The following is a 26,256-nucleotide window of genomic DNA, read 5'->3' as shown; positions in this document are numbered from 1 at the left end:
AGGAACGATGAGTGACGACACTCTGGTGATCGCCGGGCGCGAGTTCACGTCCCGGTTGGTGATGGGGACCGGCGGTGCGCCGAGCCTCGAAGTACTGGAAGAGGCGCTGATCGCGTCGGGCACGCAGCTGACCACGGTCGCGCTGCGGCGGCTCGACCCGAGCCAGCAGGGATCGGTCCTCGACGTACTGCGTAAGCACGACATCGCCGTCCTGCCGAACACCGCGGGCTGCTTCACCGCCGGTGAGGCCGTGCTGACCGCGCGTCTGGCTCGCGAGGCGCTGGAGACCGACCTGGTGAAGCTGGAGGTCGTTGCCGACGACCACACGCTGCTGCCGGACCCGGTCGAGCTGCTCGACGCCGCGGAAACCCTTGCAGCGGACGGGTTCCACGTCTTCGCCTACACCAACGACGACCCGATCCTGGCCCGCCGTCTGGAGCAGGTCGGCTGCGCGGCGGTGATGCCGCTCGGTTCCCCGATCGGGTCCGGGCTGGGCATCCGCAACCCGCACAACATCAGCATGATCGTCGAGGCCGCGAACGTCCCGGTGGTGCTCGACGCCGGGATCGGTACGGCGTCCGACGCGACCCTCGCGATGGAGCTCGGTTGTGACGCTGTGCTACTGGCGACCGCCGTCACCCGCGCCGAGCGGCCGGCCCTGATGGCCGCCGCGATGCGGGACGCGGTGACCGCCGGGCGGAACGCGCTGCGGGCCGGCCGGATCCCGCGCCGGTACCACGCCGCCCAGGCCTCGTCGCCGCTCGACGGCCGCGCCGCGCTCTAGCGCAGGTCGATGCCCCCGGCACCAGTTGCCGGGGGCATCGGCCTGTCGGCAAACCCCAACCGGCGCGTCGATTGTGAACCACATCCATGTAGTTCAGGCGTCAACTGTAAACATTGCGTAACAGCCGTAACCCGTGCCCCGTCCGTCCCTGTTGTCACATCAGCACCACCACTTACGGTCAAGGGACGTTGACACGGGGAGATGGATGATGACCAACACGAGCGCAACGGCGCCGGAGCCCGAGCACGACGTCCAGCCCGCACCGCGCGGCCGGCGGCGTACCGTCGTCAAGGTCCTCACCGGGATCGCGGTGCCGCTGATCGCGGCCGGCGTGATCACCGCCGGATCACCCGGGCTCGGCCAGTACAAGGTCAAGCAGGGCGACACGCTGAGTCACATCGCGGCCCGGTACGGGACCACCGTCAAGACGCTGGTCGCCCTCAACGAGCTGCCCGGTAACGGCAACGCGATCTACGCCGGCGAGGTGCTCCAGCTCCCCGGCCAGCCCAAGCAGGCGCCGCGCGAGACGACGGCCGGCCGCGGCCGGGTCAAGTACGTCGTGAAGCGCGGTGACACGATCGGCGGGATCGCTCGCCGGTACCACGTCACCCAGGCCTACCTGCTGTCGGTGAACGCGATGAAGCGCACCGACAAGATCTTCGTCGGCAAGGCGATCCTGGTCCCGGTTCCGGTGCCGAAGGCAACGCCGGCCAAGAAGAAGCGCAACGACACCTTCGCCGGCCGCAAGTACGCCGACCACGTCGTCGACGCCGCCGACCGGAACCGGGCCACGCTGAAGAACCGCAAGCTGCCGAACCGCGCGCAGATCCGGTCGATGATCATCGCCACCTCGAAGCGGTACGGCGTCGACCCGGAGCTCGCGCTGGCGATCTCCTGGCAGGAGTCGGGCTGGAAGCAGCGGGTGGTCTCGCCGGCCAACGCAGTCGGCGCGATGCAGGTGATCCCGTCCACCGGGCGGTACGCCTCCGGCATCGTCGGCCGCAAGCTCGACCTGCTGAAGCCGCAGGACAACATCACGGCGGGCGTCGTCCTACTGGAGATGCTGACCGGCGCGGCCAAGCTCGACATCGCGGTCGCCGGCTACTACCAGGGTCTCGGTGGCGTCCGGCGTAACGGCATGTACGCCGACACCAAGCAGTACGTGAAGAGCGTGCTGCAGATCAAGACCCGCCTCGAGAGCGGCTGGAACCCGGCCTGATCCAAGCACCGGAGTGACGGCTCCGAAGGGTGACCGACAGTGGCCCCGGCGCGGCGATAAAGCTGCGCTGGGGCCACTTATTTACACTCTGATTGCAAACAGGCTTCGAGAGGCGGCTCACCGCACGTGACGGACGACGTAGACACCCAGGTCGGCGACCGCCTGGTCGGGCGGGTGCTCGACGGGCGGTACCGCGTCGGTGCCCGCGTGGCCAAGGGCGGGATGGCGACCGTCTACGAGGCGCTCGACATGCGGCTGGACCGGGTCGTCGCGCTCAAGGTGATGCATCTCGGGATGGGTGACGACGCCGAGTTCGGCCGCCGGTTCGTGGCCGAGGCGCGGGCCGCCGCGAAGCTGTCGCACCCGAACGTGGTCGCGGTCTTCGACCAGGGCGAGGACGGCGGCACGCTGTTCCTGGCGATGGAGTACGTGCCGGGCCGGACGCTGCGTGACGTGATCCGCGAGCACGGGCCGCTCTCCCCCGCCCGCGCGCTCGACCTGCTGATGCCGGTGCTGTCCGCGCTGTCCGCGGCCCACGACGCCGGCATCGTGCACCGCGACATCAAGCCCGAGAACGTGCTGATCTCGCACGACGGCACGGTCAAGGTCGCCGACTTCGGGCTCGCCCGCGCGGTCACCACGACCGGGCAGACCGCGACGCAGGGTCTGCTGATGGGCACGGTCTCCTACCTCGCGCCCGAGCTGGTCACCGACGGCAGCGCTGACGCGCGGTCCGACGTGTACTCCTCGGGCATCCTGCTGTACGAGCTGCTGACCGGCGCCAAGCCGCACACCGGCGAGACGCCGATCCAGGTCGCCTACGCGCACGTCCACGCCGACGTCCCGGCGCCGTCGCTGCTCGAGCCCGGCATTCCGCCGTACGTCGACGCGTTGGTGCAGCGGGCGACCGCGCGCGACCGCGACCTGCGTCCGGCTGATGCGCGGGTGCTGAGCCGGCAGGTCCGGCGGGTACGCAGCGCGCTGGAGGAAGGCCTGCCGGACGACCCGGAGCTGACCGGCGATCTGACGGTCCCGCTGCAGGCGGTCCGCGAGGAGACCGAGTGGGACGACGACGGGTACACGCGAGGTAACGGGTACGTCGAGCACACCCCGGTACGCCGGGTGGAGTCGGTCCGCCGGACCATCCCCGGCCTCGGCCGCGACGCCGACCCGCGGCGCGCAGCGGCCGGGCGTCGCCCGGATCCTGCCCGGCGCAACGACACGATCGTCGTACCGGTGGAGTCTGCCTCCCGCGTTGCCCCGGCCGTCCCCCGCAAGGGTCACGGTCTCGTCGCACTCATCGCCGTACTCGCGCTCGCGATCGGCGTCGGGACAGCCGGCTGGTACTACGGCATCCACCGCTACACCGAGACCCCGCTCCTGCTCAACCTCACCTCCGCCGAAGCATCGGCGAAGGCGACCGAGCTCGGCCTGACGACGACGATCGCCAACCAGGACTTCTCCGAGTCGGTCCCGCGCGGCCAGGTGATGGGCACCAGCCCGGCGCCCGGCGACCGGATCCGCAAGGAGGGCGAGGTCGGGCTGACCGTCTCCAAGGGCCCCGAGCGGTACCGCGTCCCGCAGCTGAAGGGCCTCGACGAGGACGCCGCGAAGCGCGCACTGGACTCGATCAAGCTGGTCACCGGCAAGATCACCACCGACTACAACGAGACCGTGCCGGCCGGGCGGGTGATCACGTTCCTGCCGAAGTTCGACACCGTGATGAAGCCCGGGAACACGGTCAACCTCTGGGTCAGCCTCGGCCGCCGGCCGATCACCGTGCCCGACACCACCGGCAAGCCGATCGCGGACGCGAGCCGGACGCTGCGCAAGGCCGGGTTCGTCGTCGACCGCACCGACGCCTACGACCCGAAGGTCCCCGCCGGGTCGGTGGTCTCGCAGACGCCGAACAACGGCACGCTGTTCGCGAAGGACAAGGTGCAGGTCGTGGTGTCGAAGGGCCCGCCGCTGGTCGAGGTCCCGAACGTGCGGCGCAAGGGGCTGGCCGAGGCGCAGAAGATCCTCACCGAGGCGGGCTTCAAGGTGAAGGTCGAGCAGGCGCCGTTCCACCTCGGGCTGAACCTGGTCGCCGGGCAGAACCCGGCCGCGGGCAAGCAGGCCCAGCCCGGTACGACGATCATCGTGACGATCGTCTGAGCCACCGGCTCGCGCGACGTCGTCCGCGCGTCCGCGCGTCCGCGCGGCGGGGCGGCGGGGCGGCGGGGCGTGGCCACGGCGGAGCGTCCCGGCGTCGGAGGTTCAGCCGAGCGTCAGCGTCGTCTCCGCGTCCAGCCGGGACAGCTTCTCCGGGTTGCGCACGTAGTACAGCCCGCTGACCAGCGCGTCCTCGATCCGGAACATCATCACGCCGTCCAGCTCGTCGTCGAGCCAGGCCAGCAACGCCGGCGTCCCGTTGATCACCGTCGGCGTGACGCTGAGCACCGCGTCGACCTTCCCCAGTCCCCCGGTGATCATCCGCATCACCCGGTCGGCCCCCACGATCGGCCGCAGCGCCGCCTGCTTCACGCCGCCACCGTCGCCGATCAGCACGATGTCCGGCGCCATCACGTCGAGCAGGCTCTGCAGATCCCCGGTCGCGATCGCGCGCTGGAACCGGTCCAGCACCACCCGGGTCTGGCTCGCCGACACCGCCTCCCGCGGCCGCCGGGCGTCGACGTGCTTGCGGGCCCGGGACGCGATCTGGCGCACCGCCTCCGGCGTCTTGTCGACCGCGGCCGCGATCTCGTCGTACCCGATCCCGAACACCTCGCGCAGCACGAAGACCGCGCGCTCGGTCGGCGCGAGCGTCTCCAGCACCAGCATCAGCGCCATCGACAGGCTCTCGGCCAGCTCGACGTCCTCGGCGACGTCGGGTGCCGTCAGCAACGGTTCCGGCAGCCACGGGCCGACGTACGACTCCTTGCGGCGCTTCATCGTGCGCAGCCGGTTCAGCGCCTGCCGGGTGGTGATCCGGACCAGGTAGGCCCGCTCGTCGCGGACCTGCTCGAGGTCGACGCCGACCCAGCGCAGCCAGGTCTCCTGCAGCACGTCCTCGGCATCGGCGGCCGAGCCGAGCATCTCGTACGCGACGGTGAAGAGCAGGTTGCGATGGGCAACGAAACTCTCGGTGGCCGGGTCGGTCATCGGTCGTTCCTCTCTCACACCTGGCTGGCGGCGCGGACCGAGCGCACCAGCTGCGGGCGCTTGCCGTCCTTGGTCCACCACTTCATCACACCGGGGAGGCGACCCTCGGTCCTCAGCTGCCAGACCGTGCTCCAGCACACAAGCTCCTTGACCAGAGCGCCGAACCGGCCGCGCAGGTGCAGGCTGATCGCGACGTCGTTGCGGTGCGCGAACTGGAAGATCCCCGCGTCGCGGCCGAGGCTGATGCACTGACCGGCGAAGCCCACTCCGGCGTCGGCCGGCTTCTTCCCGGCGATCCGGCTCAGCACGGTCTGCGCCGCCTGCGGGCCGAGCTGGACAGCCGACTGGCAGCCCATCCGGAACGGCAGGTCCGACGGCGCCGCCGAGTCGCCGGCCGCGACGATCCGGTCGTCGTCGACGCTGGTCAGCGTCTCGTCGGTGATCAGCCGCCCGATCGCGTCGGTGGTCAGGCCGCTGCGCGCGGCCAGATCCGGTACGCCGAACCCGGCGGCCCAGATCGTCAGCGGGCTCGGCAGCTCCCGCCCGTCGGCCAGCCGGACGGCGTCGCGGGTCACCGCGGTCACCGTCGTACCGGGGCCTTCGACAACGTTCACGCCGAGCTTCTCCAGCCGCGCGGCGACCGTACGCCGGCCGCTCGCATGCAGGTACGGGCCGAGGACACCGCCGCAGACGAGCGTCACCAGCCGTCCCGACTCGGCCAGCTCGGCCGCGGTCTCGATCCCGGCCGGCCCGGCGCCGACCACCGTCACGACCTCCGCGCCGTCGACAACCGGCCGCAGCCGCTCGGCCTCCTCCAGGGAGTTGAGCCGGTAGGCGAACTCGAGCCCCGGCACCTGCGTGTCGTCGGTGCCGCTGCCGACGGCGTACACGAGGTAGTCGTAGGAGACGGTCGCTCCCGACGCCAGCGTGACGGTCCGCTCGGCGGGGTCGATCCGGTCGGCGGAGTCGACGACGAGCCGGACGCCCTTGCTCAGCACGTGCGCGTAGTCCACGACGGCGTCGTCGGAGCCGCCGACCAGCTGGTGCAGCCGGATCCGCTCGACGAAGGCCGGCCGCGGGTTGATCATCGTCACGTTCAGATCGGCCCGCTTGGTCAGCCGGTTGGCCGCCATCACTCCGGCGTACCCGCCGCCGATCACCACTGCTTCGGTCATCGTCCTGTCTCCGTTCCCTGGTGGGTTCGGCCTTCAGACACCGGCTGCGCGGCGGGTGTGACATCGGGTGAGCTGGATCACGTCTCTAGTGCGCGCCGAGCCAGTCGTTCAGCGTCCGGAGGAACCGCCCGGCGGCCGATCGGTGCAGGTCGTGCCCCGCGCCCTCGAACTCCTCGAACCGCGCGGCGGGCATCGCGTCAGCCATTTCCTTGACCAGCGCCGGCGGACAGAACACGTCCTCGCTCCCGGCGATCAGCAGCGCCGGGCAGCGGATGCTCGCCGCGTGAGCCCGCGCGACCTCGCCGCCCTGCGCGGCGATTCCTCGCAGCGCGGCCGCCCAGCTTCGGGCCATCGCGCGGGCGTTCTGTACGCCGTACGCCTCCGCCAGGTACGCCGCGAGCGGGAGCAGCGCGGGGACCGGGTCGTCGATCAGCCGTTCCAGCTCGTCGAACGACGGGCCGTTGACCGGCTCGACGATGCGGCCGGCGGCACCCCAGGTGACGACCGAGAGCGCCCGCGCGGGATCGAGCGCGGCCATCAGCAGGGCGGTCTCGCCGCCGTCGCTGAAGCCGACGAGGTGGGCCGCACTGATCTCCAACTCGTCGAGCAGGGCGAGGAACGCGCGGGCGTCCTCGGTGTAGAAGTCCACCGAGTAGTCGCGCGGCTGCGACTTGCCTGATCCGGGGAGGTCGGCCGCGACGACTCGGAAGCCATCGCTGAGTTCGGCGCGCAACCAGCCGAACTCGGCGATGCTTCCGGCCCAGCCCGGCAGCAGCAGGACGGCGTCGCCGCGACCGGTCTCCTCGAAATGCATCAGGCCATCGTCGGGCGGGCCTGCGCGAACGTCCAGTGGTGCCCTTCGAGATCCAGGACCTCGTACCGCCGGTAGCCGTGCTGATGGATCTCGGAGACGATCTTCGCGCCCTGCTCAGTACTCCGGGCGAAGTGCGCGTCGAGGTCGTCGACGTACACCCACAGCCCGTGATCGAGCCGCGGAGCGCCGCGGTCCTTCAGCTTGAACAGGATCAGCGCCGAGTTCCCGATGTGCAGCTCCAGCCACGGGGCCCGTTCGCCCTCGGCCGGGACGCGGTCCCACGAGTCGAGGCCGAAGACGTCGCTCAGCCAGCGCGCCGCGGCGGCCGGATCCTCGTAGTACAAGGCCATGCTGATCCGGTCGAGGTCGCGGGTGGTCCGCGGCGCGGAGTCGCGGCGGTCGATCCACGCGGGCAGCCAGACGATGACGTTCGGCCACATGTAGAAGGCCTGCTTGCCGCCCGGCAGCAGCACCTGCTCGACGGTGACCTTGGTCCCGGCGCCGCTGGCCTCGAACGCGATCGTCGTCTCGGTGTCGTCGACCGAGCTGCGGTAGCCCAGCTTGGCGCCCGGCTCCCAGACCGTGATCCGGCCGAGCTCGAGCGCGTCCTCGACGACGCCGCCGGCGCCGGCCTGGTAGATCTCCAGGATCCGGCCGCCGACGCCGGGCTCGATCCGCATCTCGACCGCTCGCGCGGAGTCGAAGAAGTTGATCGGCCCGCGCACCCACCACAGGTCGATCTCGGCGGTGAACACCTCGAAAGCGGTCAGCGGATCGGCGGCGACCTCGACGGTCGCAGTGGCGGACTGTTTGGTCATGACTTCCCCTCGATGTGCGTCTTGAAGGCGCCCAGATTCTCCTGCCAGTGCGCCTGAACCTGATCGAGCCATGCCTGTACGGCGACCACCGGCTCCGGCCGCAGCCGGAAGACCCGCACCCGGGCGTCCTCGGCGACCCGCTCGTCGGTGACGAGCCCGGCGGACAGCAGGATCCGCAGATGCCGGCTCATCGCGGGCGACGAGACGCCGGTCGCGGCGGCCAGTCGCCCGGCCCGCTGCGGGCCTTCACCGAGCAACTGGACCACCTGCCGCCGGGTCGGGTCCGCCAGCACTTCGAAGAACCGGTCGACCTGATCGTTCACCATGCGTGAATAGTTGCACACCTCGTTAACTATCTCAAGCGTTTTGGTCGCCCTGTCAGGTGTCTGGTTGACTTCGCTCGTGAATCACCCGCGGATCGCCGTGATCGCCCTGCTCGCGGTCGCCGCCGCCTGGGGATCCACGTTCTTCCTGACCAAGGACCTGCTCGACCGGATGGACGTCGCCGACTACCTGGCGCTGCGCTTCCTGATCGCCGCGGTCGCGCTGATCGCGATCCATCCGCCCGCGATCGCCCGGCTCAGCCGGCTCGACCGCGGCCGCGGTGTCGCGCTCGGCGTCACGTACGGCGTCGCGCAGCTGGTCCAGACCGAGGGCCTGCGGCACACCTCGGCCAGCGTCTCCGGTTTCGTCACCGGCATGTACGTCGTGTTCACGCCGCTGCTGGCCGCGGTCATCCTGCGGCACAAGATCGGCCGCTGGGCCTGGGTCGCGGTCGTGCTCGCGACGGTCGGGCTCGGCGTCCTGTCGCTACGCGACTTCAGTCTCGGTACCGGCGAGCTGCTGACACTCGCCTCGGCCGGGCTGTACGCGCTGCACATCATCGGCCTCGGCGCCTGGTCGACGTCGTCGAACGCGTTCGGCCTGTCGGCGCTGCAGATGGTCGTGATCACGGTGGTCTGCGCGATCGGCGCGATCCCCGGCGGGTTCACGCTGCCGTCCGGCGGCGGCGACTGGATCCGGGTCGTCTACATGGCGCTGATCGCCGGCGCGCTGGCGCTGATCGTGCAGACCTGGGCGCAGGCGCACCTGACGCCGACCCGCGCGGCGATCGCGATGACGATGGAACCGGTGTTCGCGTCGGCGTTCGCCGTACTGTTCGGGTCGGAGAGCGTGACCGCCCGGATGCTGATCGGCGGTGCGCTGGTGATGACCGCGATGTACCTGGTCGAACTGGCACCACGCCGCAAGATCGAGGCCGAGGTCCAGCACCTCGCGCAGTAGGGACGGACATGCGGGACGACAGTGCGCGAAGGGTCCGGTGGTTCCCCGCCGGGGTGATCGCCGCGCTGCTCGCTGTCCTGGTCTGCGCCGGGGTCTCGAACGTGGACCGCAACCCGCAACCGCAGCTCGTCGCCGACGGCATCCCGGGCCGCCCGTTGCCCCCGGCCACCAGTGGGCCGGCGCTCGCCGCCGGTACGCCGTACGCCGAGCTGGTCCGGCACGCGCTCGCCGACCTGGACGCCCTCACCCTCCCCAACGGCGCCACGCTGGCCGGCAACAACGGCCCCTGGCGCTACGTCTGGCCCCGCGACGCCTCCTTCGTCGCGGCAGCCCGCTGCGCCGTCGGTCAGTACGCGCAGGCGAGCAAAGTCCTGGGATTCTTGAAGCAGGTACGCCCGAAGACCGGCCGCTGGGAAGCGCGCTACTTCGCCGAGACCGGCGGCGTACCCGCCGACGGCCGCGAACCCCAGCTCGACGGCTCCGGATGGGTGCTCTGGGCAACCTGGTTCTGCGACCGCGACCTCCCGGCGTACTGGCCGATGGTGAAGGAGTCGGCCGACCAGATCGTCGCCGAGCTCGGCGCTGACGGTCTCCCGGCCGCCTCCCCCGACTACTGGGAGCGCGCGGAGTCCGAGGTCACTCTCGGCATCGTCGCGCCGCTGCTCACCGGGCTCCGCGCCGGGACGGCGATCGCCCGCGAGCTCGGCAACACCGCCGACGCCGACCGCTGGCAGACCGCCTTCGACACGTTGTCCAAGGCAACCACCAGGCACTTCGGCCCCGGCTACCCGCGCACCCCGGCCCGCGCGGTCAGCACCCTCGAAGGCATGCGGATCGGCGTCAACGGCGGCGCCGACGCGATCGTCACGGTCCTCGGCCCGCCGTTCGCGCCGGCCGACCCGGAGATCGACCGCGCGATCACCCGCACCCAGGACGCGCTGACCCAGCCCAACGGCGGCGTCACCCCCGGCGAGCAGTGGCGTGCGGACGGCGTCGCGTGGACGCCGCAGACCGCGCTGTTCGCGCTGAGCGCGGCGGCCCGCGGCGATCGCCCGACGGCCGAGAAGCTGCTGACCTGGCTCGACACCCACCGCACGGCGAGCGGAGCCCTGCCGGAGAAGGTCAACCGCGACGTCCAGCCGGCCGGCGAAGCACCCCTGGGCTGGACGTCAGCGGTCGTCGTACTGACGGTCGCGGCTCTGGAGAAGCCGCTTCCGATGCCTTAACAGATCTCCATCACGTCGTGCGTCGGCGCGTCCGGCCGAGCGGTGCTGGTCGTGGTCGAGTAGAAGAACGCCGTCGACGCGATGTCGTCCTGCAGCGGCAGGTACCGCCCGCCCGAGCGCCAGCCAAGCGCCTGCACGTCCACCTTCAGCGACTCACGGAAGCGCACCGGGTCGGGCAGGTGGAAGCGGTACATGCCGAACCGCATCTGGCTCGCGTACTGCCCGTCGGGCCGGATCACCTGCGGCATCCCGAGGTACGGCGTACTGAACTCCGTGTAGCCGCCGCGATCGGGCCCGAGGTCGAAGTTCCAGGCGCCGCCGAAGTAGTCCTCGGTGCCGGTGCCGCAGATCGTCGGCCACTCCTCGCCGTCGAGGTAGAACTTGACCTCGCCCTCACCCCACCAGCCCGAGCTGTTCACACCCCAGGCGACGTACGTCCCGACGTAGTGCCCCGGCCCCTCGACGCCGTCGAGCAGCGTGTGCACGGTCTGCGCGGGCAGCGGGTTGCTCCGCCGCCACTGCGCATGCAGGTACGCCGACCCCTCCGCGACCTCGCCGAGCCAGTAGTCGACCTGGAAGTAGACGATCACCTTCTCGTCGGAGGTGTTCTCGATCGTCAACCGCGCCTGCTCGCGGAACGGCATCTCCCAGTAGCAGTTGAAGCCACCGTTCGGGTTCACCGCGACCGGCAGCGAGTTCACCTGCGCGAACTGCCCCCACCCCGAGCAGAAGAAGTCGCCGACCGGCGCCTCCACCGCGGGCGCCGCGTCGCCGTCCCAGTACGACCGCAGCACCAGCCGCCGCCAGTTGTCCCGGTGCGTCGTCAGCCAGATGTGCGTGATGCACCCGCTCCCGGCGATGTCCGCGAGCGTCGCGGTCTCCCCCGGCCCGATCTCGATCGACGGCGAGACCTTCCACCCCTGCCCGAGATCGCGCGCCGCGTGCGCCCCGGTCCCCTCGGTCCGCCGCCCACCCTGCCCCACCTCCCCGGTCGGGTTCTCCGCACTGATCGAGCGGCTCTGAACGTCCACCACGGCACTGATGCCGGCCAGGCTCCCAAGAGTCATACCCGCGACCCTAGGCTCCGAGATACCGATCAGAAATCGATTTCTCACGGACTGGAACACTTTTCTTCCCGGTCGGCGCAGCAGATCGGCCCTCGATCCGGTCTTCACTAGGAGACCGGCACCCGCCGGCCCGGACGAGGAGATGGCGTGACCTTCGACGACTGGCTCCCGGCAGGCCTGCCGAAGCTGCTGCGGTTCGCCACCGTGCTGACCGGCGGCAGCCATCTGGCCGAGGACCTGGTCCAGGACACCCTGATCAAGGCGCACAGGTCCTGGTCCCGGATCCAGCAGGCGGACCAGCCGGAGGCGTACGTCCGCAAGATGCTGGTCAACGAGTTCCTCTCCTGGCGGCGCAAGTGGTCGCGCGTCGTGCCGCGCCCCGAGATCGAGGTCGACGACGGCAGAACCGACCACGCCACCCAGCAGGCCGACCGCGACCAACTGCTCTCCGAGCTCACCAAGCTGCCGCGGCGGCAGCGCGCCGTACTGGTCCTGCGCTACTACGGCGGCCTGTCCGACGAGGAGATCGCCGAGACCCTCGGCTGCGCGCCGAGCACCGTGCGCTCCTACGCATCCCGGGCGCTGGCCGCCCTCCGCATCGAGCTGACCGACGACCTGACCGGAGCCAATCATGCGCACTGAGGACGACCTTCGCGACGCGTTCCAGCACCTCGCGACCACCGCCCCCGCGGAGGACCGGGTCCTCGCGGCCCTGCCGTCCGACCGGCAGCCGGTACGACGCGGTCGCCCGCTGCTGGTGATCGGCGCGGTGCTCGCCACGACGGCGGCCGCGGTGCTGGTGCCGATCGCCGTCCTGGGCGCCGACCCGGCCGAGCCGTCCACCGCTCCCTCGACGCAGGTCGACGTCACGAGTCCGTGGCACGACCGGCTGTCGATCAGTTCAGCACCGGAGTTCGGGCTCGACTCCCACGGCTTCACCCGCGACGGCCAGGAACTGGTCCTCGACGGTGACCGTGGCCGGACGACCTGCGTGGTCCGGGTCGTCGGCGCCGGCCGCCCGACGAGCAACTGCACGGTGGACGGCAAGCCCGATCTCGCGAAGGCCGAGCAGGTGGCCCGTCTGATCGTCCAGTCACCGCGGCGGCTGCCGTCGCCGTACCGGATCGGGTATCTGCCGGCCGGCTCCACGGTCACCCGTCTCGACGTCGCACCGGCCGGCCCGGGTCCGTACAGCTTCAGCGCTTCGGTCGCGGACGGCCGGAAGAACGTCGACCCCCTCAAGAGCCTCCCGCCGACCGACGAGCCCGCACAGGACCTCGACCTCCGGATCGTCTACGTGCTCGACGAGGAGGGCAACGAGCTGATGCCACCCAGGCCGACGCCGGACGTCACCGTCAACGGTCACAACGCCTGGTACGAGCCCGATGGACTGATCATCTTCGGCGACGGTTTCACGGTCACGCTCGACAACTGGGCCGGCCTGCCGCGCGCCGAACTGGTGAAGGTCGCGAACGGTCTCGACCTCGTCGACGCCACCAGCTCACCCGACAGCTGGTTCGACGCGGCGACCGCGATCCCCTGAGGATCAGCAGGCGCGGACCTTCGCCGTCAGGCCGTGCTCGAAGCTGAGGCAGGCCCAGGGGCGGCCCTTGGTCTTGTCGGCCCGCACGATCAGCGGGTACGCCGTGGCGCCGCGCGCTTCGGGGCTCTTGTCGGTGACGAGCGAGCCGATCGCGCCGCCGCGGGCCTCGGCGGCGCGCTTCACGTCCTCGACGGTGACGACGCTCTGCGCGTTCTTCACCGCGGCCGCCTCGGCGTCGTCGGCGACCCAGAGGGCGAAGTCGATCTCCGGCGGGGTCGACCAGGTGGTCGAGGTGACCGGGAAGACGAAGCCGAACATCAGCATTCCGACCACCGCGATGATGCGGCGCGGGCGGCGCCCGTTCTCGGCCGTCAGCAGCGCGGCGCAGCCCAGGGCGAGCACGAGCGTGAGGCCGCGGACCACCCAGTGCCGGTCGAGGCGGCTGTCGACCGCCAGCGCCGCGCCCAGTGCGACGACCACACAGGCCACCGCGGCCAGCCCGGCCCGGAGCTTGGGCGACACGAGCGCACCGGCCCGGGGAGTCAGGGCCGAGAGCTCGGGGTCGTCGGGAGAACTCATGCCGCCGACGATAGAGCCCGGCCGTTCGTCGCAGCGAATCACCCGTTCGTCGCGGCAACCGGCGTACAGGCTCAACTGATCTGGACACTCCTGGCAGATTCGGCTCCGTCCCACCGCCCCCAGGGATTGGATCCGCCCGTGACCTCCGAAGAAACCGCCCTCTGGAGCATCTCCCGCCGTCGCGCCCTGCAACTCACCGGCGGCGTGGCCGCGGCCGGGTCGCTCCCGATCACAACAACCACCGCCGAAGCCGCGGCGCCCGGCCAGCCCGTCGCCGGTAGCCACGCCACCCTGACCGAAGGCACCAACCTGATGGTCGCGGTCTCCCCCGACGGCCGTCGTCTCGCGTTCGACCTGGTCACCGCGATCTGGGTCACCCCGGCCGCCGGCGGCCGCGCGACCCGGCTGACCGACGACCTGCAGGACGCGACCCGCCCGCGCTGGTCGCCGGACGGGAAGCGGATCGTCTTCCAGTCCTACCGCGACGGCAACTTCCACCTGTGGACGATCCAGCCCGACGGCCATGGCCTCCGCCAGCTGACGCAGGGCCGCTTCGACCACCGCGAGCCGCACTTCACCCCCGACGGCCGCGCGCTCGTCTTCTCCTCCGACCGCGGCGGCAACGGCAGCTACGGCATCCACCGCCTCGACCTCGCGACCGGCGCGATCGTCGCGCTGACCGACGACCCGAGCGAGGAGGCCGAGCCGGCCGTCTCCCCCGACGGGCGCAAGCTCGCGTTCACCACCGACACCGCGGCGATCGTCGAGCTCGACCTGACCACCGGCGCACGGCGTACGGTCGTCGCGGCCAAGGCCGGTACGACGGTGTTCGGCCCGGCGTACGGGCCGGACGGCGAGCTCGCATACGCGCGGCTGACCGGCCCGGCCTGCGATCTGATGGTCGGCGACCAGGCCGTCACGAGCGGCAAGGACGTCTTCGCCGTCCCGCCGTCCTGGTCCACCGGCGGCGAACTGTTCTTCACCGCCGACGGCCACGTAATGAAGCGACCCGACACCGTCATCCCGTTCACCGCCGAAGTGCCCGTCACCTCCAAACGGCCCCGCCCGAAGCGCCCCGACCTCGAGTCCACCAAACCCCGCGCGGTGCAGGGCATCGCGAGCCCGACCGTCTCCCCCGACGGCCGCTGGCTCAGCTTCCGCGCCCTGAACGCGCTCTGGCTGGCCCGTACCGACGGCTCCGGTACGCCGCGCAAGATCGTTGCCGACGGCTACTTCAACTCCGACCCGGACTTCTCCCCCAACGGCCGCACGCTGCTCTACGCGAGCGACCGCGACGGCACCGCCGACCTCTGGCTGCACGACCTTGCCCGAGGCACCGACACCAAGCTCTCATCGTTGCCCGGAGCCCAGACCGCCCCGCGCTTCTCTCCCGACGGCAAGCAGATCGCCTACCAGGACCAGGACGGCATCGCCTGGATCCTCGACCTCGCCTCGCAGCAGGTTCGGCAGGTCTCGCCGACGCTCTTCCAGCCCGGCCGCGTCAGCTGGTCCGCCGACGGCCGCACGCTCGTGCTCGCCGCGGTGAAGCCGTTCTCGAAGCGCTTCCGCGAGGGCACCAGCCAGCTCCTGTACGTCGACGTCGCCACCACCGCCTTCGAGTACGCCGAACCGATGCCGTTCCGCTCGCTCGCGACCCGCGGCGACGACGGCCCGGTCTTCTCCCCCGACGGCCGCCGGCTCGCCTTCGTCGTCGAGAGCCTGCTGTACGTCGTACCGGTCGACAAACGCGGCCGCTTCACCGGCAAGCCGCAGGCGGTCACCAGCGAGGTCACCGACTCACCCGTCTGGCAGGACAACCGCACGCTGCTCTACCTGAACAACGGCCGGCTCCGCCGGACCGACGTCACCGGCTCCCGCCCGAGAACGGTCAAGCTCGACCTCACCTGGCAGCGCGCCAAGGTGAACCAGCACGTCACGATCCACGCCGGCGCCCTGTGGGACGGCCGCGCGCAACGGCTGCGCGACGACGTCGACGTGATCCTCGACGGCGCGAAGATCGCCGCCGTCCGTCCGCACCACGGCCGCGCGGACGTCGACGCGTCCGGCCTGACCGTGATGCCCGGCCTGATCGACGCGCACAACCACTGGCACCTGCGCGGCCGGGCCTGGGGTGCGCGGCAGGGCAACCTCTGGCTGTCGTACGGGATCACGAGTACGCGCTCTCCCGGCGACCCGGTCTACCAGATGCAGGAGACTCGGGAAGCGCTCTCTCACGGATCTCTGACCGGCCCGCGCTACTTCGCGACCGGTGAGGCGATCGATGGCTCGCGGGTCTACTACAACTTCATGCGCCCGACGCTGTCGCTACGGCAGCTCGGCCTCGAGCTCGACCGGGTCGAAGGCCTCGGCTACGACCTGGTGAAGACGTACGTCCGGCTCCCGATCGAGTACCAGCGCCGCGCGATCGCGGCCGTGCACCGGCTCGGCCTGCAACTCTCGTCGCACTACCTCTACCCGGCCGAGCACCTCGGCATGGACGGGATGGAGCACACCGGCGCGACGAACCGGCTCGGCTACTCGCACACCGTCAGCCGGCTCGGCCGCGCGTACGCCGATGTCGTCACGCTCTTCACGCGTGCCGGCCTGTCGGTCACGCCGACGCTGTTCAACTCCACGATGGCGCACGTCGACGACCCGTCACTGCTCACCGACCGCCGGACCACGACACTCTTCCCGGCCTGGGAGTACGCCGCCCTGCAGACCGAGGTCAGTACGGCGTCCGGCCCGGCCGGGGTCACCACGCGCGAACTGCTGCGCGGCAACGTCGACATGGTGCTCCGGATCCACCGCGGTGGCGGCCTGGTGATCGCCGGCACCGACGCGCCGCTGGACAACGTCGCGGTGTCGCTGCACGCCAATCTGCGCTCGATGGTCGCGGGCGGCTTCACGCCGTACGAGGCTCTGACGACAGCGACCCGGAACCCCGCCCGCTGGCTCAACCTGGAGGACAAGCTCGCGGTGGTCGCGCCGGGAGCCCAAGCCGACCTGTCGTTCGTCCGCGGCAACCCGCTCGACGACATCCGGCACGCGGCCGACGTCCAGCAGGTGATGGTCGCCGGACGGCTGCACACGGTCGACGAGCTACTGGCGCCGTACGCCGCAACTGCGCGGGTCAGCGCCGGGCCGCAGCCGCTGAAGCGCGACCAGGCGCACGCGCACGACAGCGAGTACTGGTGGCACGAGCCGGAGTGGCTGCACCGGGCCTGCTGTGAAGGCTAGAACGGCAGCTTCGGCTGCGGAGGGGCGTGCGTCGGGTCGACCCCGTCGAACAGGCTGCTGACCGATTCGCCGTCGTGGATCCGCTGGATCGCGGCGGCGAACAGCTTGGAGACCGAGCTGACCTGCAGCTCGGGGAAGCCGTCCGGGCGCGGGACCGTGTCGGTGCTGATCACCTCGGTGATCGACGGGTGCGAGCGCAGCCGCTCCACCGCCTTGCCCGCGAACAGGCCGTGCGTGCAGGCGACCGCGGCCTGCGTGCAGCCGAGGTCCTTGAGCCGGTCGAGCAGCTCGATGATCGAGCCACCGGTGGCGATCTCGTCGTCCAGGATGATCGCCTTCTTGCCGGCCACGTCGCCGACGATCGCGTCGATCACGACCCGGTCGTCGGCCAGCCGCTGCTTGCTGCCGGCCGCGACCGGCAGCCCGAGCAGGCGGGCGAACTGGGTCGCTGTCTTGGCGTTGCCGAGATCCGGGCTGACCACGACCGTGTTGGTCAGGTCGGTCCCGCGGAAGTGATCAGCCAGTACGCCGATCGCCGTCAGGTGGTCGACCGGGACCGAGAAGAACCCGTGCACCTGCGGCGCGTGCAGCGCCATCGTCAGCACCCGGTCGGCCCCGGCCGCGACCAGCAGGTCGGCCACCAGCCGCCCGCCGATCGAGATCCGGGACGCGTCCTTCTTGTCCGACCGCGCGTACGCGTAGTGCGGCATCACCGCGGTGATCTGCTGCGCCGAGGCCCCGCGGGCCGCGTCGATCATCAGCAGCAGCTCCATCAGATGCTCCTGCGTCGGCGGCACCAGCGGCTGCACGATGTAGACGTCACGCTGGCGGCAGTTCACCTGCAACTGCACCTGAAGGCAGTCGTTGCTGAACCGATGGATCTCCACCGGCGACAGCCCGACGCCGAGATCGGCGCAGATCTGCTCGGCAAGACCGGAATGGGCACTCCCGCTGAACACGACGATCTCTCGCACGGCTCTCCCCGAACGCTGTGACCCGACGGGTGGGAGCTTACCCGCAGCCGCTCCCGGTCACTTGGTGGCGTGCAGCGCCACCGCCTGCCGGGCCCGCTCGAGCGGCGCTTCCCGCTCCGCCCACAGCGACCACGCCCCGCTGTTCCTGACCCGGCCGCGGTAGCTGCCGCTGCGGAGCGATTTCAGTTCGCTGTGGTTGATCGCGTCGGCACCGCGCTCGTCGTACTGGATCTTGTGCTGCGCGTTGACCCCGAGGCCGGACCCCTCGCTCACCGTGTTGTCGTCGAACGACGACACCACCGTCCAGTCCGTCCCCATCGCCGACTTCGACGGCGTCTCGGGGAGATCCTTCAGGAACTGGCTGCCGGCGGTCATCTGGGTGCACTGCCGGTGCTTGTCCCAGGCCACCTTGCACGCTGCGAGCTCTGCCGAGTTGGCGCCGTCGTGCGGTGTGCCGAGCGTGACCACGTCCTCGACGAACAGGTACGGCGGGAAGCCCTCGGTGCCTCGGTGCGTGTGGTAGAGCGCGGACCGGACCACCAGACCGCCCATCGAGTGAGCCACCACGTCGACCTTCCGGCCGTGCCGGGAGTAGCCGGTGTAGATCCGGTTGGCGAGCTCCTTCGCGATCGTCGTGATCGACGTGTCTCGGTCACCGTTGTACTTGTAGGTGCAGTTGGACCCGCCGGCGTAGTAGCCGAACGTGACGATCCCGCCCCGCCAGCCCTTGTTCTTGAAATGGGTCCGGGCGCTCGACCAGTACGACGTGCAGTCGGTGCCCGGCCGCTCCCCGCTCGGGTCGAACCCGTGGACGAGGAACAGCGTGTTGCTGCTGCCGTTGGAGCGGGACGGCACGTCCACGGCCGCGGCCGGAGTGGCGGTGAGGACGATGCTCGCCGCGGACAGCAGGGCGGTGAGGATCAGGGCGGTCGTTCGCCGGGCTCGTTGCATGGCCGTACCCCTTCGCGGGCGGGCACCGGACTGTGCCCCACGGAAGACGCACGCTAGTGAGCGCTCCGATCGAACCGCTGCCCGTACTCCGCCCGTACCGGGGGCGTCAGTGCAGCAGGCCGGCGATGGTCTCGGCGGCCTTGCGGCAGTCGTCGGCCGAGGCGTCCAGGTGGGTGACGACCCGGAGCTGGGTCGCGCCGACGCCGCCGACCAGGACGCCTGCCTCCTTCGCGCCCGCGACGACCTCGCCGACGGTGCGGCCGGTGGACGCCAGGTCGGCCACGACGATGTTCGTCTCGACCTGGTCGGGCTTGACCGAGCCGGGCGCGGCATCGGCGAGGATCTCGGCGATCGCCTTCGCGTTGGCGTGGTCCTCGGCCAGGCGCTCGACGTTGTGCTCGACGGCGTACAGCCCGGCCGCGGCGAGTACGCCCGCCTGCCGCCAGCCGGCGCCGAGGCGCTTGCGCCAGACGCGGGCCTCGCGGATCAGCTCGGCCGAGCCGGCGACCACCGAACCGACCGGCGCGCCCAGGCCCTTGGACAGGCAGACGCTCACCGCCGCCGCCCGCGACCCGTACGCCGCCATCGGTACGCCGGTGGCGACCGACGCGTTCCACAGCCTGGCGCCGTCCAGGTGCAGCGGGAGCCCGGCCGCGTCGAGCAGGTCCGCGAGGGCGTCGTACGAGTGCTGGATCGAGCCGCCACCGAAGTTGTGCGTGTTCTCGACCGAAACGGCCGCGGTCTGTACGAAGTACGGGCCGAGGTCGGGCGCGATCAGCTCCTGGATCTGGTCCAGGTCGATCCGGCCGTCGGGGGTGTTCCACGTCCGGGTGGTGACCCCGCTGACCGCGGCGTGCGCGCCCAGCTCGGCGCGCGCGATGTGCGCCCGCGACTCGCAGAGCACCTCCGAGCCCGGCGGCACCAGCGCGCGGACGCCGAGGATGTTGGCCAGCGAACCGGTCACCACGAACAGCGCCGCCTCGTGCCCGAGCAGGTCCGCGACCCGCTCCTCGAGGGCGCCGATCGTCGGGTCCTCGCCGTACACGTCGTCGCCGACCGGGGCGCTCGTCATCGCCGCCAGCATCCCCGCCGACGGCCGGGTCACGGTGTCGGAACGCAGATCGATCACAGGTTTCTCCCGAAAGAGTCAGGCTTGGGCGCCGCGGAGCCGCTCCGCGACCAGGAACGCGAGCTCGAGCGACTGGTGCCGGTTGAGGCGCGGGTCGCAGGCAGTCTCGTACCGGTTCACCAGGTCCTCGGCGACCAGCTCCTCACCGCCGCCCAAACACTCGGTGACATCGTCGCCGGTCAGCTCGACGTGCAGACCACCGGGCCAGGTGCCGACCTGCTCGTGGGCGTCGAAGAAGCCCTGCACCTCGTTGACCACGTCGTCGAAGTTGCGGGTCTTGTAGCCGTTCGGGGTCTCGAAGGTGTTGCCGTGCATCGGGTCGCAGACCCACGCGATCGGCGACCCGTGGTCGCGGACGGCCTCCAGCAGCGGCGGCAGCGCGTCGCGGATCTTGCCCGCGCCCATCCGGGTGATGAAGGTCAGCCGGCCCTCGATGCCCTTCGGGTTCAGCTTGTCGATCAGGGCGCGGATGTAGTCCGGCGTCGTGGTCGGGCCGATCTTCACGCCGAGCGGGTTCGACAGCGAGGCCAGGAACTCGACGTGCGCGCCGTCCAGCTGGCGGGTCCGCTCACCGATCCAGAGCAGGTGCCCGGACACGTCGTACGGCTGCGACGTGCGCGAGTCGATCCGGGTCAGGGCGTGCTCGTACTCGAGGATCAGCGCCTCGTGGGAGGCGTAGAAGTCGACGGTCTTGAACTCGTCCGCGGTCGCGCCGCAGGCCCGCATGAAGGCGAGCGCACGCTCGATCTCCCCGGCCAGCCGCTCGTACTTCTGCCCGACCGGCGAGGACCGCACGAAGTCGGTGTTCCAGGCGTGCACCTGGTGCAGGTCGGCGTACCCACCGGTGGTGAACGCGCGGGTCAGGTTCAGCGTCGCGGCGGCGGCGTTGTAGACCCCGCGCAGGCGCTGCGGGTCCGGGATCCGGGCCTCGGAGGTGAACTCCAGGCCGTTCACCGCGTCCCCCCGGTACGTCGGCAGCGTGACGCCGTCGCGGGTCTCCTCGCCGGAGCTGCGCGGCTTGGCGTACTGGCCGGCGATCCGGCCGACCTTCACCACCGGCACGCTGGCGGCGTACTGGAGCACGACCGACATCTGCAGCAGCACCCGGAGCTTGGCCCGGATGTTCTCGGCGGTGACGCCGTCGAACGTCTCGGCGCAGTCGCCGCCCTGGAGCAGGAACGCCTCGCCGCGGGCGACCGCGCCGACCTTGTCGGTCAGGTCGTCGCACTCACCGGCGAACACCAGCGGCGGCAGCGTGCGGAGCTGGCCGATCACCTGCTCGAGCGCTCCCTGGTCCGGCCACTCGGGCTGCTGGAGCGGCTTCAGGTCCCGCAGCTCGTCCAGGCTGGGCACACCCGGCACCACGCCCTCGTTCAACGTCGCGAATTGCATACGCCAACCATATTCGAGGCCCCTGAACCGGTGCGCAGCCGTCTCACTGCAGCGAGCTGAGATCCGGCGGTACGTCGACCGCGTGCTCGCGCAGCACGCCCAGCGGGATCGTCTCCAGCGCCCGCCGGTGCGTAGCAGCCAGGACGACGGGCGCCGCGGCTCCGGCGTGGTACGCCTGCAACCAGCGCGCCGCGACCACGCACCAGCGGTCCCCAGGCTTCAGCCCGGCGAACCCGTACTCCGGCCGCGGGGTGGACAGGTCGTTGCCGACCGACGCCTGATGCGCGAGGAACTCCGCCGTCACGACCGCGCAGACGGTGTGACTGCCCAGGTCCTCGGGGCCGGTGGTGCAGCAGCCGTCGCGGAAGAACCCGGTCACCGGGTCCAGGCCGCACTCCTCCAGCTCGCCACCGAGCACGTTCCGGTCGTTGTCCACGAGCGCCATCCTCGCGTACGCCGTACGAGGTGCGGTCAGGAGGCCTTGGTGTCGTCCAGGCGGGGCTTGAGGTGGTCGTCGATCTTCTCGCCGGCCTTGAGCAGCTCCTTGGCCTTCTCGGCGTACATGTCGACGTACTCCTGGCCGGACAGCTCCATCATCGCGTACATGATCTCGTCGGTGACCGAGCGCAGCACGAACCGGTCGCGCTCCATCCCCTCGTACCGGGAGAAGTCGAGCGGCGCGCCGATCGCGACGCCGGGGCGGACCAGCCGCGGGAACCGGCGGCCGGGCTCCTTGACGAACCACTTCGGCACCACGGTGCCGGGCGGGTTCACCTTCTCGGTGTCGATCATCGCGACCGGGATCACCGGGACGCCGGCGACGATCGCCATCCGGGCGACCCCGGTCTTGCCCTTGTACAGCCGGCCGTCGGGCGAGCGGGTGCCCTCGGGGTAGATGCCGAACAGCTCACCCTTGTTCAGGATCTCCAGGCCGGTGTTCAGCGCGGCCAGCGAGGCGCGGCCGCCGGAGCGGTCGATCGGGATCTGGCCGATCGAGCGGAAGAACGTCGCGACCAGCTTGCCCTTGAGGCCGGGGCCGGTGAAGTACTCCGACTTGGCCGGGAAGACGATCTGGCGCGGTACCGCGACCGGCAGGAAGATCGAGTCCGAGAACGCCAGGTGGTTGCTGACCAGCAGCGCCGGGCCGGTCTCGGGGATGTTGTCCAGGCCGGTCACCTTGGGCCGGAACAGCAACCTCGCGAGCGGTGCGACCAGGAACCGCCTGATGAACATGTAGAGCACGTGCTTCCACCTCCACCACTCGGCCAGCTCCAGTGTCCCGCATCGGCAGGCACAGCGCACCCCGCCGGGGAGGACCTTACGTTCCACCTTCCTCCACAAGCAATGTCACCGCCAGGGAATGAGGGGGTTGCGCTCCGTGTTTGTCTGTGGTTACAGACTGGGTCACGTCACCGAACCGACACCCTGGTCGGGGTGGGCGCCGGGCCGGACGGCTGCGACCATTACGACTCAGGCAACACGCGAACCGCTAGGAGCAGCTGTGCCCGTGCAAGCCCACGCGGAGGAGTTCCGCAGCCCCGGCTCCGGCCCGAACGCCGCGACCGGGATCCTGCTCAGTCACGGTTTCACCGGGTCCCCGAGATCGATGCGCCCGTTCGCGGAGCACCTGGCCGCCGAGGGGTTCGGCGTCGCCGTCCCGCGGCTGCCCGGGCACGGCACGCACTGGCGCGAGGCGAACACCACGACCTGGCACGACTGGTACGCCGTACTGGACAACGAGCTGGCCCGGCTGCGCAAGGAGCACGACCGGGTCTTCCTGGTCGGGCTGTCGATGGGCGGCTGCCTGGTGCTGCGGCTGGCCGAGGAGCACGGCGCGGACATCGCCGGCCTGGTCCTGGTGAACCCGTCGGTGCAGACCGACGACAAGCGGCTCGCGCTGCTGCCGGTGCTGCAGCGGTTCGTGCCGTCGTTCCCGGGGATCTCGAACGACATCAAGAAGCCCGGCGTCGACGAGGGCGCGTACGACCGGATGCCGTTGCGCGCGCTGCACTCGCTGTCGCAGCTGTGGAAGGTCACCCGCGACGACTTGGCGAAGGTCACGCAGCCGGTGCTGCTGTTCCGCAGTACTGTCGATCACGTCGTCGAACCGAGCTCCGGGCGGACCGTCCTGTCCCGGATCTCGTCCCGCGACGTCACCGAGACCCTGCTCGAGGACAGTTACCACGTGGCCACCCTGGACAACGACGCACCGCGCATCTTCACCGACGCGACCACCTTCGTCCGCCGGGTCTCCGCCGATGCGTGACAACGGCCTGACCGCCGCGACCTACACGTCGCTGGGCGGCATCGACCCCCTGGTGAGTACGCCGGTCCTGGACGCGCTCGCGGCGGCCGGTATCGCGGCGTACTGCGCACCGCCGGAGGCTGACGCGGACAACGATCCGCAGGACGTCGCGGTCGACGGCCGGCATCCCGCCGGCACCGAGGCGACGACGCCGAAGGCGAGTCCGCCGGACGCGGCCGAGGACACCCCCTCCCCCGCCCCCGCGAAGGCTCAGGTCCCCGCCGGGTTCGAGGAGATCTTTGTCGACTCGGATGCCACCGACAAGGCGCGCGGCGTCATCGACCGCAGTACCGAGGACGCCGAGTGGGCCTCCCTGGTCGAGCAGTTCAACGCGCCCTCCGCGCCCGGGCACGACGTACCGCCGGTCCCCCGCTGGCCCGCCAGCGAGGACGTCGACGACAACTCCTACGAGCCGCTGATCGACGTACCGGCCGGGCTGATCGTCGGCGACACCGACGAGGAGCCCCCGAAGGAACCGCCGCCGCGCCGCGCCGACGACCCGCACGACCACTACGTCCCGCCGGAGCCGGCCCGCGGCCCGAAGCTCGACTGGATCAGCCGGGCCGCCTGGCTCGGGCTGATCGGCGGCCCGCTGCTGCTGATCCTGGCCGCGGTGCTCGACTTCGGCACCGGCCGGATCACGCTGCTCGGCGTGGTCGGCTTCATGGCCGGCTTCCTGACCCTGGTGATCCGGATGAACGACCGGCTCCCGCCCGAGGACACCCCGGACGACGGCGCCGTCGTCTGACGCCGACCACCCGGGCACTGGTCTGCCCCCTCGGCTAGGGTACGGATCGTCGGACAATCCGACACCCCCGCTGAGGAGGAGGCATCCCGTGCAGGTCACCGAGACGGTCGAGATCACCGGCCACCTGATGGACTCCGGGCTGTTGTCCCGGGTCCTCGACGACATCCGCGGCTACGGCGGCGAGTACACGCTGGACAAGTTCGACCTCGGCTACGACAAGGACGACCCCTCGACGGTCCGGATGACGGTCGGCGCCGAGGACGAGGAGTCCCTGCAGCGGCTGCTGATGCGGATCCAGACCAAGGGCGCGAACCTGGTCAACCCCGGCACCGCCGAGATCACCGAGGTCGAGCAGGACGGCGTCTTCCCCGACGGCTTCTACTCCACCACCAACCTGCCGACCAGCGTCCGCCTCGACGGGCACTGGATCCAGGTCACCAACCCGGAGATGGACTGCGGCCTGCTGGTCGAGAACGGTGGCGTCCGGACCATCCCGATGTCGGAGGTGAAGGCCGGGATGCGGGTCGTCACCAGCGCGCAGGGCGTCAAGGTCGCGCCGCCGATCGTGGCCAGCAGCGAGGAGGCGTTCGGGTTCATGGAGTCCGACGTCTCCAGCGAGAAGCCGCAGCGGGTGCTGGTCAAGCAGGTCGCCGACGGGATGCGCGAGGCGAAGGCGAACGGCCAGAAGGTGCTCTGGGTCGGCGGCCCCGGCATCGTGCACACCGGCGCGGCCCCGGCGATGGTCGCGATCGTCGAGGCCGGGTACGTCGACGTCCTGTTCGCCGGCAACGCGCTGGCCACCCACGACATCGAGTCCTCGCTGTACGGCACGTCGCTCGGCGTCGACCTGGCCCGCGGCCGCGGTGTCGAGCACGGTCACGAGCACCACATCCGCGCGATCAACACGATCCGCAAGTCCGGCTCGATCGCGGCCGCCGTCGAGCAGGGCGTGCTGACGTCGGGTGTGATGCACGCGATGGTGAAGAAGGGCGGCACGTACGTCCTGGTCGGGTCGGTCCGTGACGACGGCCCGCTGCCCGACGTCTACACCGACGTACTGGCCGGGCAGCGCGCGATGCGCGCCGAGCTGGACGGTGTCGGCTACTGCCTGATGGCCGCGACGATGCTGCACTCGGTTGCGACCGGCAACATCCTGCCGGCCGCCATCCCGCTGACCTGCGTGGACATCAACCCGGCGACCGTGACCAAGCTCGCCGACCGCGGGTCGTCGCAGGCGCGCGGGATCGTCACCGACGTCGGCCTGTTCATCGAGCACCTGGCGCGCGAGTTGTCGCCAACCTACGCCGACACGAAGTAGCCCCGCGGCCGCCTATCGTGGGAGCGCTGCCCGCGCTCCCACGAACAGGAGATCCGATGAGCTTCGAGGCGTTCCTGCGCCGGTTCGAGGACGCCAACACCGCCTTCGTGAACGGCGACGTCTCGCTGTGGATGCCGCTGGTGTCGCACAGCGAGCAGACCTCGATCTTCGGCGGTTTCGGCGGCCAGGAGGTCGGCTGGTCCCAGATCAGCGAACGCTACCCGTGGGCGTCGGCCCAGTTCGCCCCGAGCGGCGCGAAGGTCGAGTTCGAGTACCTGGACAAGCACGCGGGCGCCGACACGGCGTACACAGTGGCGATCGAGCGGTGCACCGTGCGGTACGTCGACCGGCCGGGTGAGCACGAGCACGTGCTGCGGACGACGATGATCTTCCGGCGCGAGGGCGACGACTGGTTCATCGTCCACCGCCACGGGGATCCCCTGGGCCCGACGGCGGGGCCCACGTCCTAGCGGCCCCACTCGCGCATTGTGCCTCGGGTGTGGGGCCGGTTACGGCGTACGGGCTGATGGGCAGGGCAGGATGGCC

General features: G+C 70.9%; 25 protein-coding genes. 12 read left to right on the top strand and 13 right to left on the bottom strand.

Translation table 11 applies throughout. The annotated features are described in order from the left end of the window. The first annotated feature begins 7 nt into the window (after positions 1-7). The 3 genes from ACZ6Z4_RS37445 to pknB all read left to right on the top strand — a co-directional run bounded on the left by ACZ6Z4_RS37445 (position 8) and on the right by pknB (position 4,160). Positions 8-784: a thiazole synthase gene (locus tag ACZ6Z4_RS37445; RefSeq protein WP_465576719.1), complete on the top strand. Its 777-nt coding sequence runs from the start codon at positions 8-10 to the stop codon at positions 782-784. 208 nt (positions 785-992) lie between these two features. Further along, positions 993-2,003: a LysM peptidoglycan-binding domain-containing protein gene (locus ACZ6Z4_RS37440; protein WP_465576716.1), complete on the top strand. Its 1,011-nt coding sequence runs from the start codon at positions 993-995 to the stop codon at positions 2,001-2,003. Between the two features lie 126 nt (positions 2,004-2,129). Next, positions 2,130-4,160, top strand: coding sequence for a Stk1 family PASTA domain-containing Ser/Thr kinase (pknB, locus tag ACZ6Z4_RS37435; RefSeq protein WP_465576713.1), 2,031 nt, complete (start codon positions 2,130-2,132; stop codon positions 4,158-4,160). Positions 4,161-4,262: 102 nt separating this feature from the next. Here pknB and ACZ6Z4_RS37430 read toward each other — a convergent pair whose 3' ends face one another. The 5 genes from ACZ6Z4_RS37430 to ACZ6Z4_RS37410 all read right to left on the bottom strand — a co-directional run bounded on the left by ACZ6Z4_RS37430 (position 4,263) and on the right by ACZ6Z4_RS37410 (position 8,280). Next, complete coding sequence (locus ACZ6Z4_RS37430) at positions 4,263-5,147, bottom strand: RNA polymerase sigma-70 factor (RefSeq protein WP_465576710.1); 885 nt, start codon at positions 5,145-5,147, stop codon at positions 4,263-4,265. A 14-nt stretch (positions 5,148-5,161) separates the two neighbouring features. Next, positions 5,162-6,322, bottom strand: a complete 1,161-nt coding sequence (locus ACZ6Z4_RS37425; protein ID WP_465576707.1) for an NAD(P)/FAD-dependent oxidoreductase — start codon at positions 6,320-6,322, stop codon at positions 5,162-5,164. Between the two features lie 85 nt (positions 6,323-6,407). Then, positions 6,408-7,136 (bottom strand): alpha/beta fold hydrolase, encoded by a 729-nt coding sequence (locus ACZ6Z4_RS37420; protein ID WP_465576704.1) that lies wholly within the window; start codon positions 7,134-7,136, stop codon positions 6,408-6,410. Then, positions 7,136-7,954, bottom strand: a complete 819-nt coding sequence (locus tag ACZ6Z4_RS37415) for a VOC family protein (protein ID WP_465576701.1) — start codon at positions 7,952-7,954, stop codon at positions 7,136-7,138. The genes ACZ6Z4_RS37420 and ACZ6Z4_RS37415 overlap by 1 nt, the downstream gene beginning before the upstream one ends. After that, positions 7,951-8,280, bottom strand: coding sequence for an ArsR/SmtB family transcription factor (locus tag ACZ6Z4_RS37410; RefSeq protein ID WP_465576697.1), 330 nt, complete (start codon positions 8,278-8,280; stop codon positions 7,951-7,953). Before ACZ6Z4_RS37410 ends, ACZ6Z4_RS37415 begins: the two co-directional genes overlap by 4 nt. Positions 8,281-8,344: 64 nt before the next feature. Here ACZ6Z4_RS37410 and ACZ6Z4_RS37405 point away from each other — a divergent pair, with 64 nt between their 5' ends. Together ACZ6Z4_RS37405 and ACZ6Z4_RS37400 are read left to right on the top strand one after the other, a co-directional pair. After that, positions 8,345-9,238, top strand: coding sequence for a DMT family transporter (locus ACZ6Z4_RS37405; protein WP_465576692.1), 894 nt, complete (start codon positions 8,345-8,347; stop codon positions 9,236-9,238). A gap of 8 nt (positions 9,239-9,246) precedes the next feature. Beyond that, complete coding sequence (locus tag ACZ6Z4_RS37400) at positions 9,247-10,464, top strand: glycoside hydrolase family 15 protein (RefSeq protein ID WP_465576687.1); 1,218 nt, start codon at positions 9,247-9,249, stop codon at positions 10,462-10,464. Here the strand turns inward: ACZ6Z4_RS37400 and ACZ6Z4_RS37395 are convergent. Further along, positions 10,461-11,531: a glycoside hydrolase family 172 protein gene (locus ACZ6Z4_RS37395; protein ID WP_465576684.1), complete on the bottom strand. Its 1,071-nt coding sequence runs from the start codon at positions 11,529-11,531 to the stop codon at positions 10,461-10,463. The genes ACZ6Z4_RS37400 and ACZ6Z4_RS37395 overlap by 4 nt on opposite strands. A gap of 147 nt (positions 11,532-11,678) precedes the next feature. Between ACZ6Z4_RS37395 and ACZ6Z4_RS37390 the strand changes: the two genes are divergently transcribed. Both ACZ6Z4_RS37390 and ACZ6Z4_RS37385 read left to right on the top strand, forming a co-directional pair. After that, positions 11,679-12,173, top strand: a complete 495-nt coding sequence (locus ACZ6Z4_RS37390) for a SigE family RNA polymerase sigma factor (protein WP_465576682.1) — start codon at positions 11,679-11,681, stop codon at positions 12,171-12,173. Next, positions 12,163-13,074: a hypothetical protein gene (locus ACZ6Z4_RS37385; RefSeq protein WP_465576678.1), complete on the top strand. Its 912-nt coding sequence runs from the start codon at positions 12,163-12,165 to the stop codon at positions 13,072-13,074. Before ACZ6Z4_RS37390 ends, ACZ6Z4_RS37385 begins: the two co-directional genes overlap by 11 nt. A gap of 3 nt (positions 13,075-13,077) precedes the next feature. On the opposite strand, the gene ACZ6Z4_RS37380 is transcribed toward ACZ6Z4_RS37385, so the two are convergent. Beyond that, complete coding sequence (locus ACZ6Z4_RS37380) at positions 13,078-13,653, bottom strand: hypothetical protein (protein WP_465576675.1); 576 nt, start codon at positions 13,651-13,653, stop codon at positions 13,078-13,080. A 138-nt stretch (positions 13,654-13,791) separates the two neighbouring features. Here ACZ6Z4_RS37380 and ACZ6Z4_RS37375 point away from each other — a divergent pair, with 138 nt between their 5' ends. Then, the gene (locus tag ACZ6Z4_RS37375) at positions 13,792-16,893 is read left to right on the top strand and encodes a DPP IV N-terminal domain-containing protein (protein ID WP_465576671.1); all 3,102 of its coding nucleotides are present in this window, start codon (positions 13,792-13,794) and stop codon (positions 16,891-16,893) included. Here ACZ6Z4_RS37375 and ACZ6Z4_RS37370 read toward each other — a convergent pair. The 6 genes from ACZ6Z4_RS37370 to ACZ6Z4_RS37345 all read right to left on the bottom strand — a co-directional run bounded on the left by ACZ6Z4_RS37370 (position 16,890) and on the right by ACZ6Z4_RS37345 (position 22,572). Then, a complete protein-coding gene (locus ACZ6Z4_RS37370; RefSeq protein ID WP_465576667.1) occupies positions 16,890-17,867 on the bottom strand; it encodes a ribose-phosphate diphosphokinase in 978 nt (325 codons plus the stop codon). The two genes, ACZ6Z4_RS37375 and ACZ6Z4_RS37370, sit on opposite strands and share 4 nt — an antisense overlap. Before the next feature lie 57 nt (positions 17,868-17,924). After that, positions 17,925-18,818, bottom strand: coding sequence for an esterase/lipase family protein (locus tag ACZ6Z4_RS37365; protein WP_465576662.1), 894 nt, complete (start codon positions 18,816-18,818; stop codon positions 17,925-17,927). Positions 18,819-18,924: 106 nt separating this feature from the next. Further along, the gene (locus ACZ6Z4_RS37360) at positions 18,925-19,947 is read right to left on the bottom strand and encodes a threonine aldolase family protein (protein WP_465576656.1); all 1,023 of its coding nucleotides are present in this window, start codon (positions 19,945-19,947) and stop codon (positions 18,925-18,927) included. Positions 19,948-19,965: 18 nt separating this feature from the next. Further along, a complete protein-coding gene (locus tag ACZ6Z4_RS37355; RefSeq protein WP_465576650.1) occupies positions 19,966-21,339 on the bottom strand; it encodes a class II 3-deoxy-7-phosphoheptulonate synthase in 1,374 nt (457 codons plus the stop codon). A gap of 43 nt (positions 21,340-21,382) precedes the next feature. Next, complete coding sequence (locus ACZ6Z4_RS37350; RefSeq protein WP_465576647.1) at positions 21,383-21,775, bottom strand: DUF2237 family protein; 393 nt, start codon at positions 21,773-21,775, stop codon at positions 21,383-21,385. 35 nt (positions 21,776-21,810) lie between these two features. Continuing rightward, positions 21,811-22,572: a lysophospholipid acyltransferase family protein gene (locus tag ACZ6Z4_RS37345; protein ID WP_465577031.1), complete on the bottom strand. Its 762-nt coding sequence runs from the start codon at positions 22,570-22,572 to the stop codon at positions 21,811-21,813. A 268-nt stretch (positions 22,573-22,840) separates the two neighbouring features. On the opposite strand from ACZ6Z4_RS37345, the gene ACZ6Z4_RS37340 reads away from it, so the two are divergent. From ACZ6Z4_RS37340 to ACZ6Z4_RS37325, 4 genes are all read left to right on the top strand, one after another. Continuing rightward, on the top strand, positions 22,841-23,605 hold the full coding sequence (locus ACZ6Z4_RS37340) for an alpha/beta hydrolase (RefSeq protein ID WP_465576644.1): 765 nt from the start codon (positions 22,841-22,843) through the stop codon (positions 23,603-23,605). Then, on the top strand, positions 23,598-24,392 hold the full coding sequence (locus ACZ6Z4_RS37335) for a hypothetical protein (protein ID WP_465576641.1): 795 nt from the start codon (positions 23,598-23,600) through the stop codon (positions 24,390-24,392). Before ACZ6Z4_RS37340 ends, ACZ6Z4_RS37335 begins: the two co-directional genes overlap by 8 nt. Before the next feature lie 88 nt (positions 24,393-24,480). Next, a complete protein-coding gene (locus ACZ6Z4_RS37330; protein WP_465576637.1) occupies positions 24,481-25,710 on the top strand; it encodes an ornithine cyclodeaminase, nickel-pincer nucleotide-dependent in 1,230 nt (409 codons plus the stop codon). 56 nt (positions 25,711-25,766) lie between these two features. After that, positions 25,767-26,180 (top strand): YybH family protein, encoded by a 414-nt coding sequence (locus ACZ6Z4_RS37325; RefSeq protein ID WP_465576634.1) that lies wholly within the window; start codon positions 25,767-25,769, stop codon positions 26,178-26,180. The last annotated feature ends 76 nt before the right edge of the window (positions 26,181-26,256 follow it).

The sequence above is a fragment of the Kribbella sp. NPDC104740 genome (genome assembly GCF_055583505.1).
Note: the sequence above shows the minus strand (reverse complement) of the source record. Positions and strands in the feature narration are given on the sequence as shown.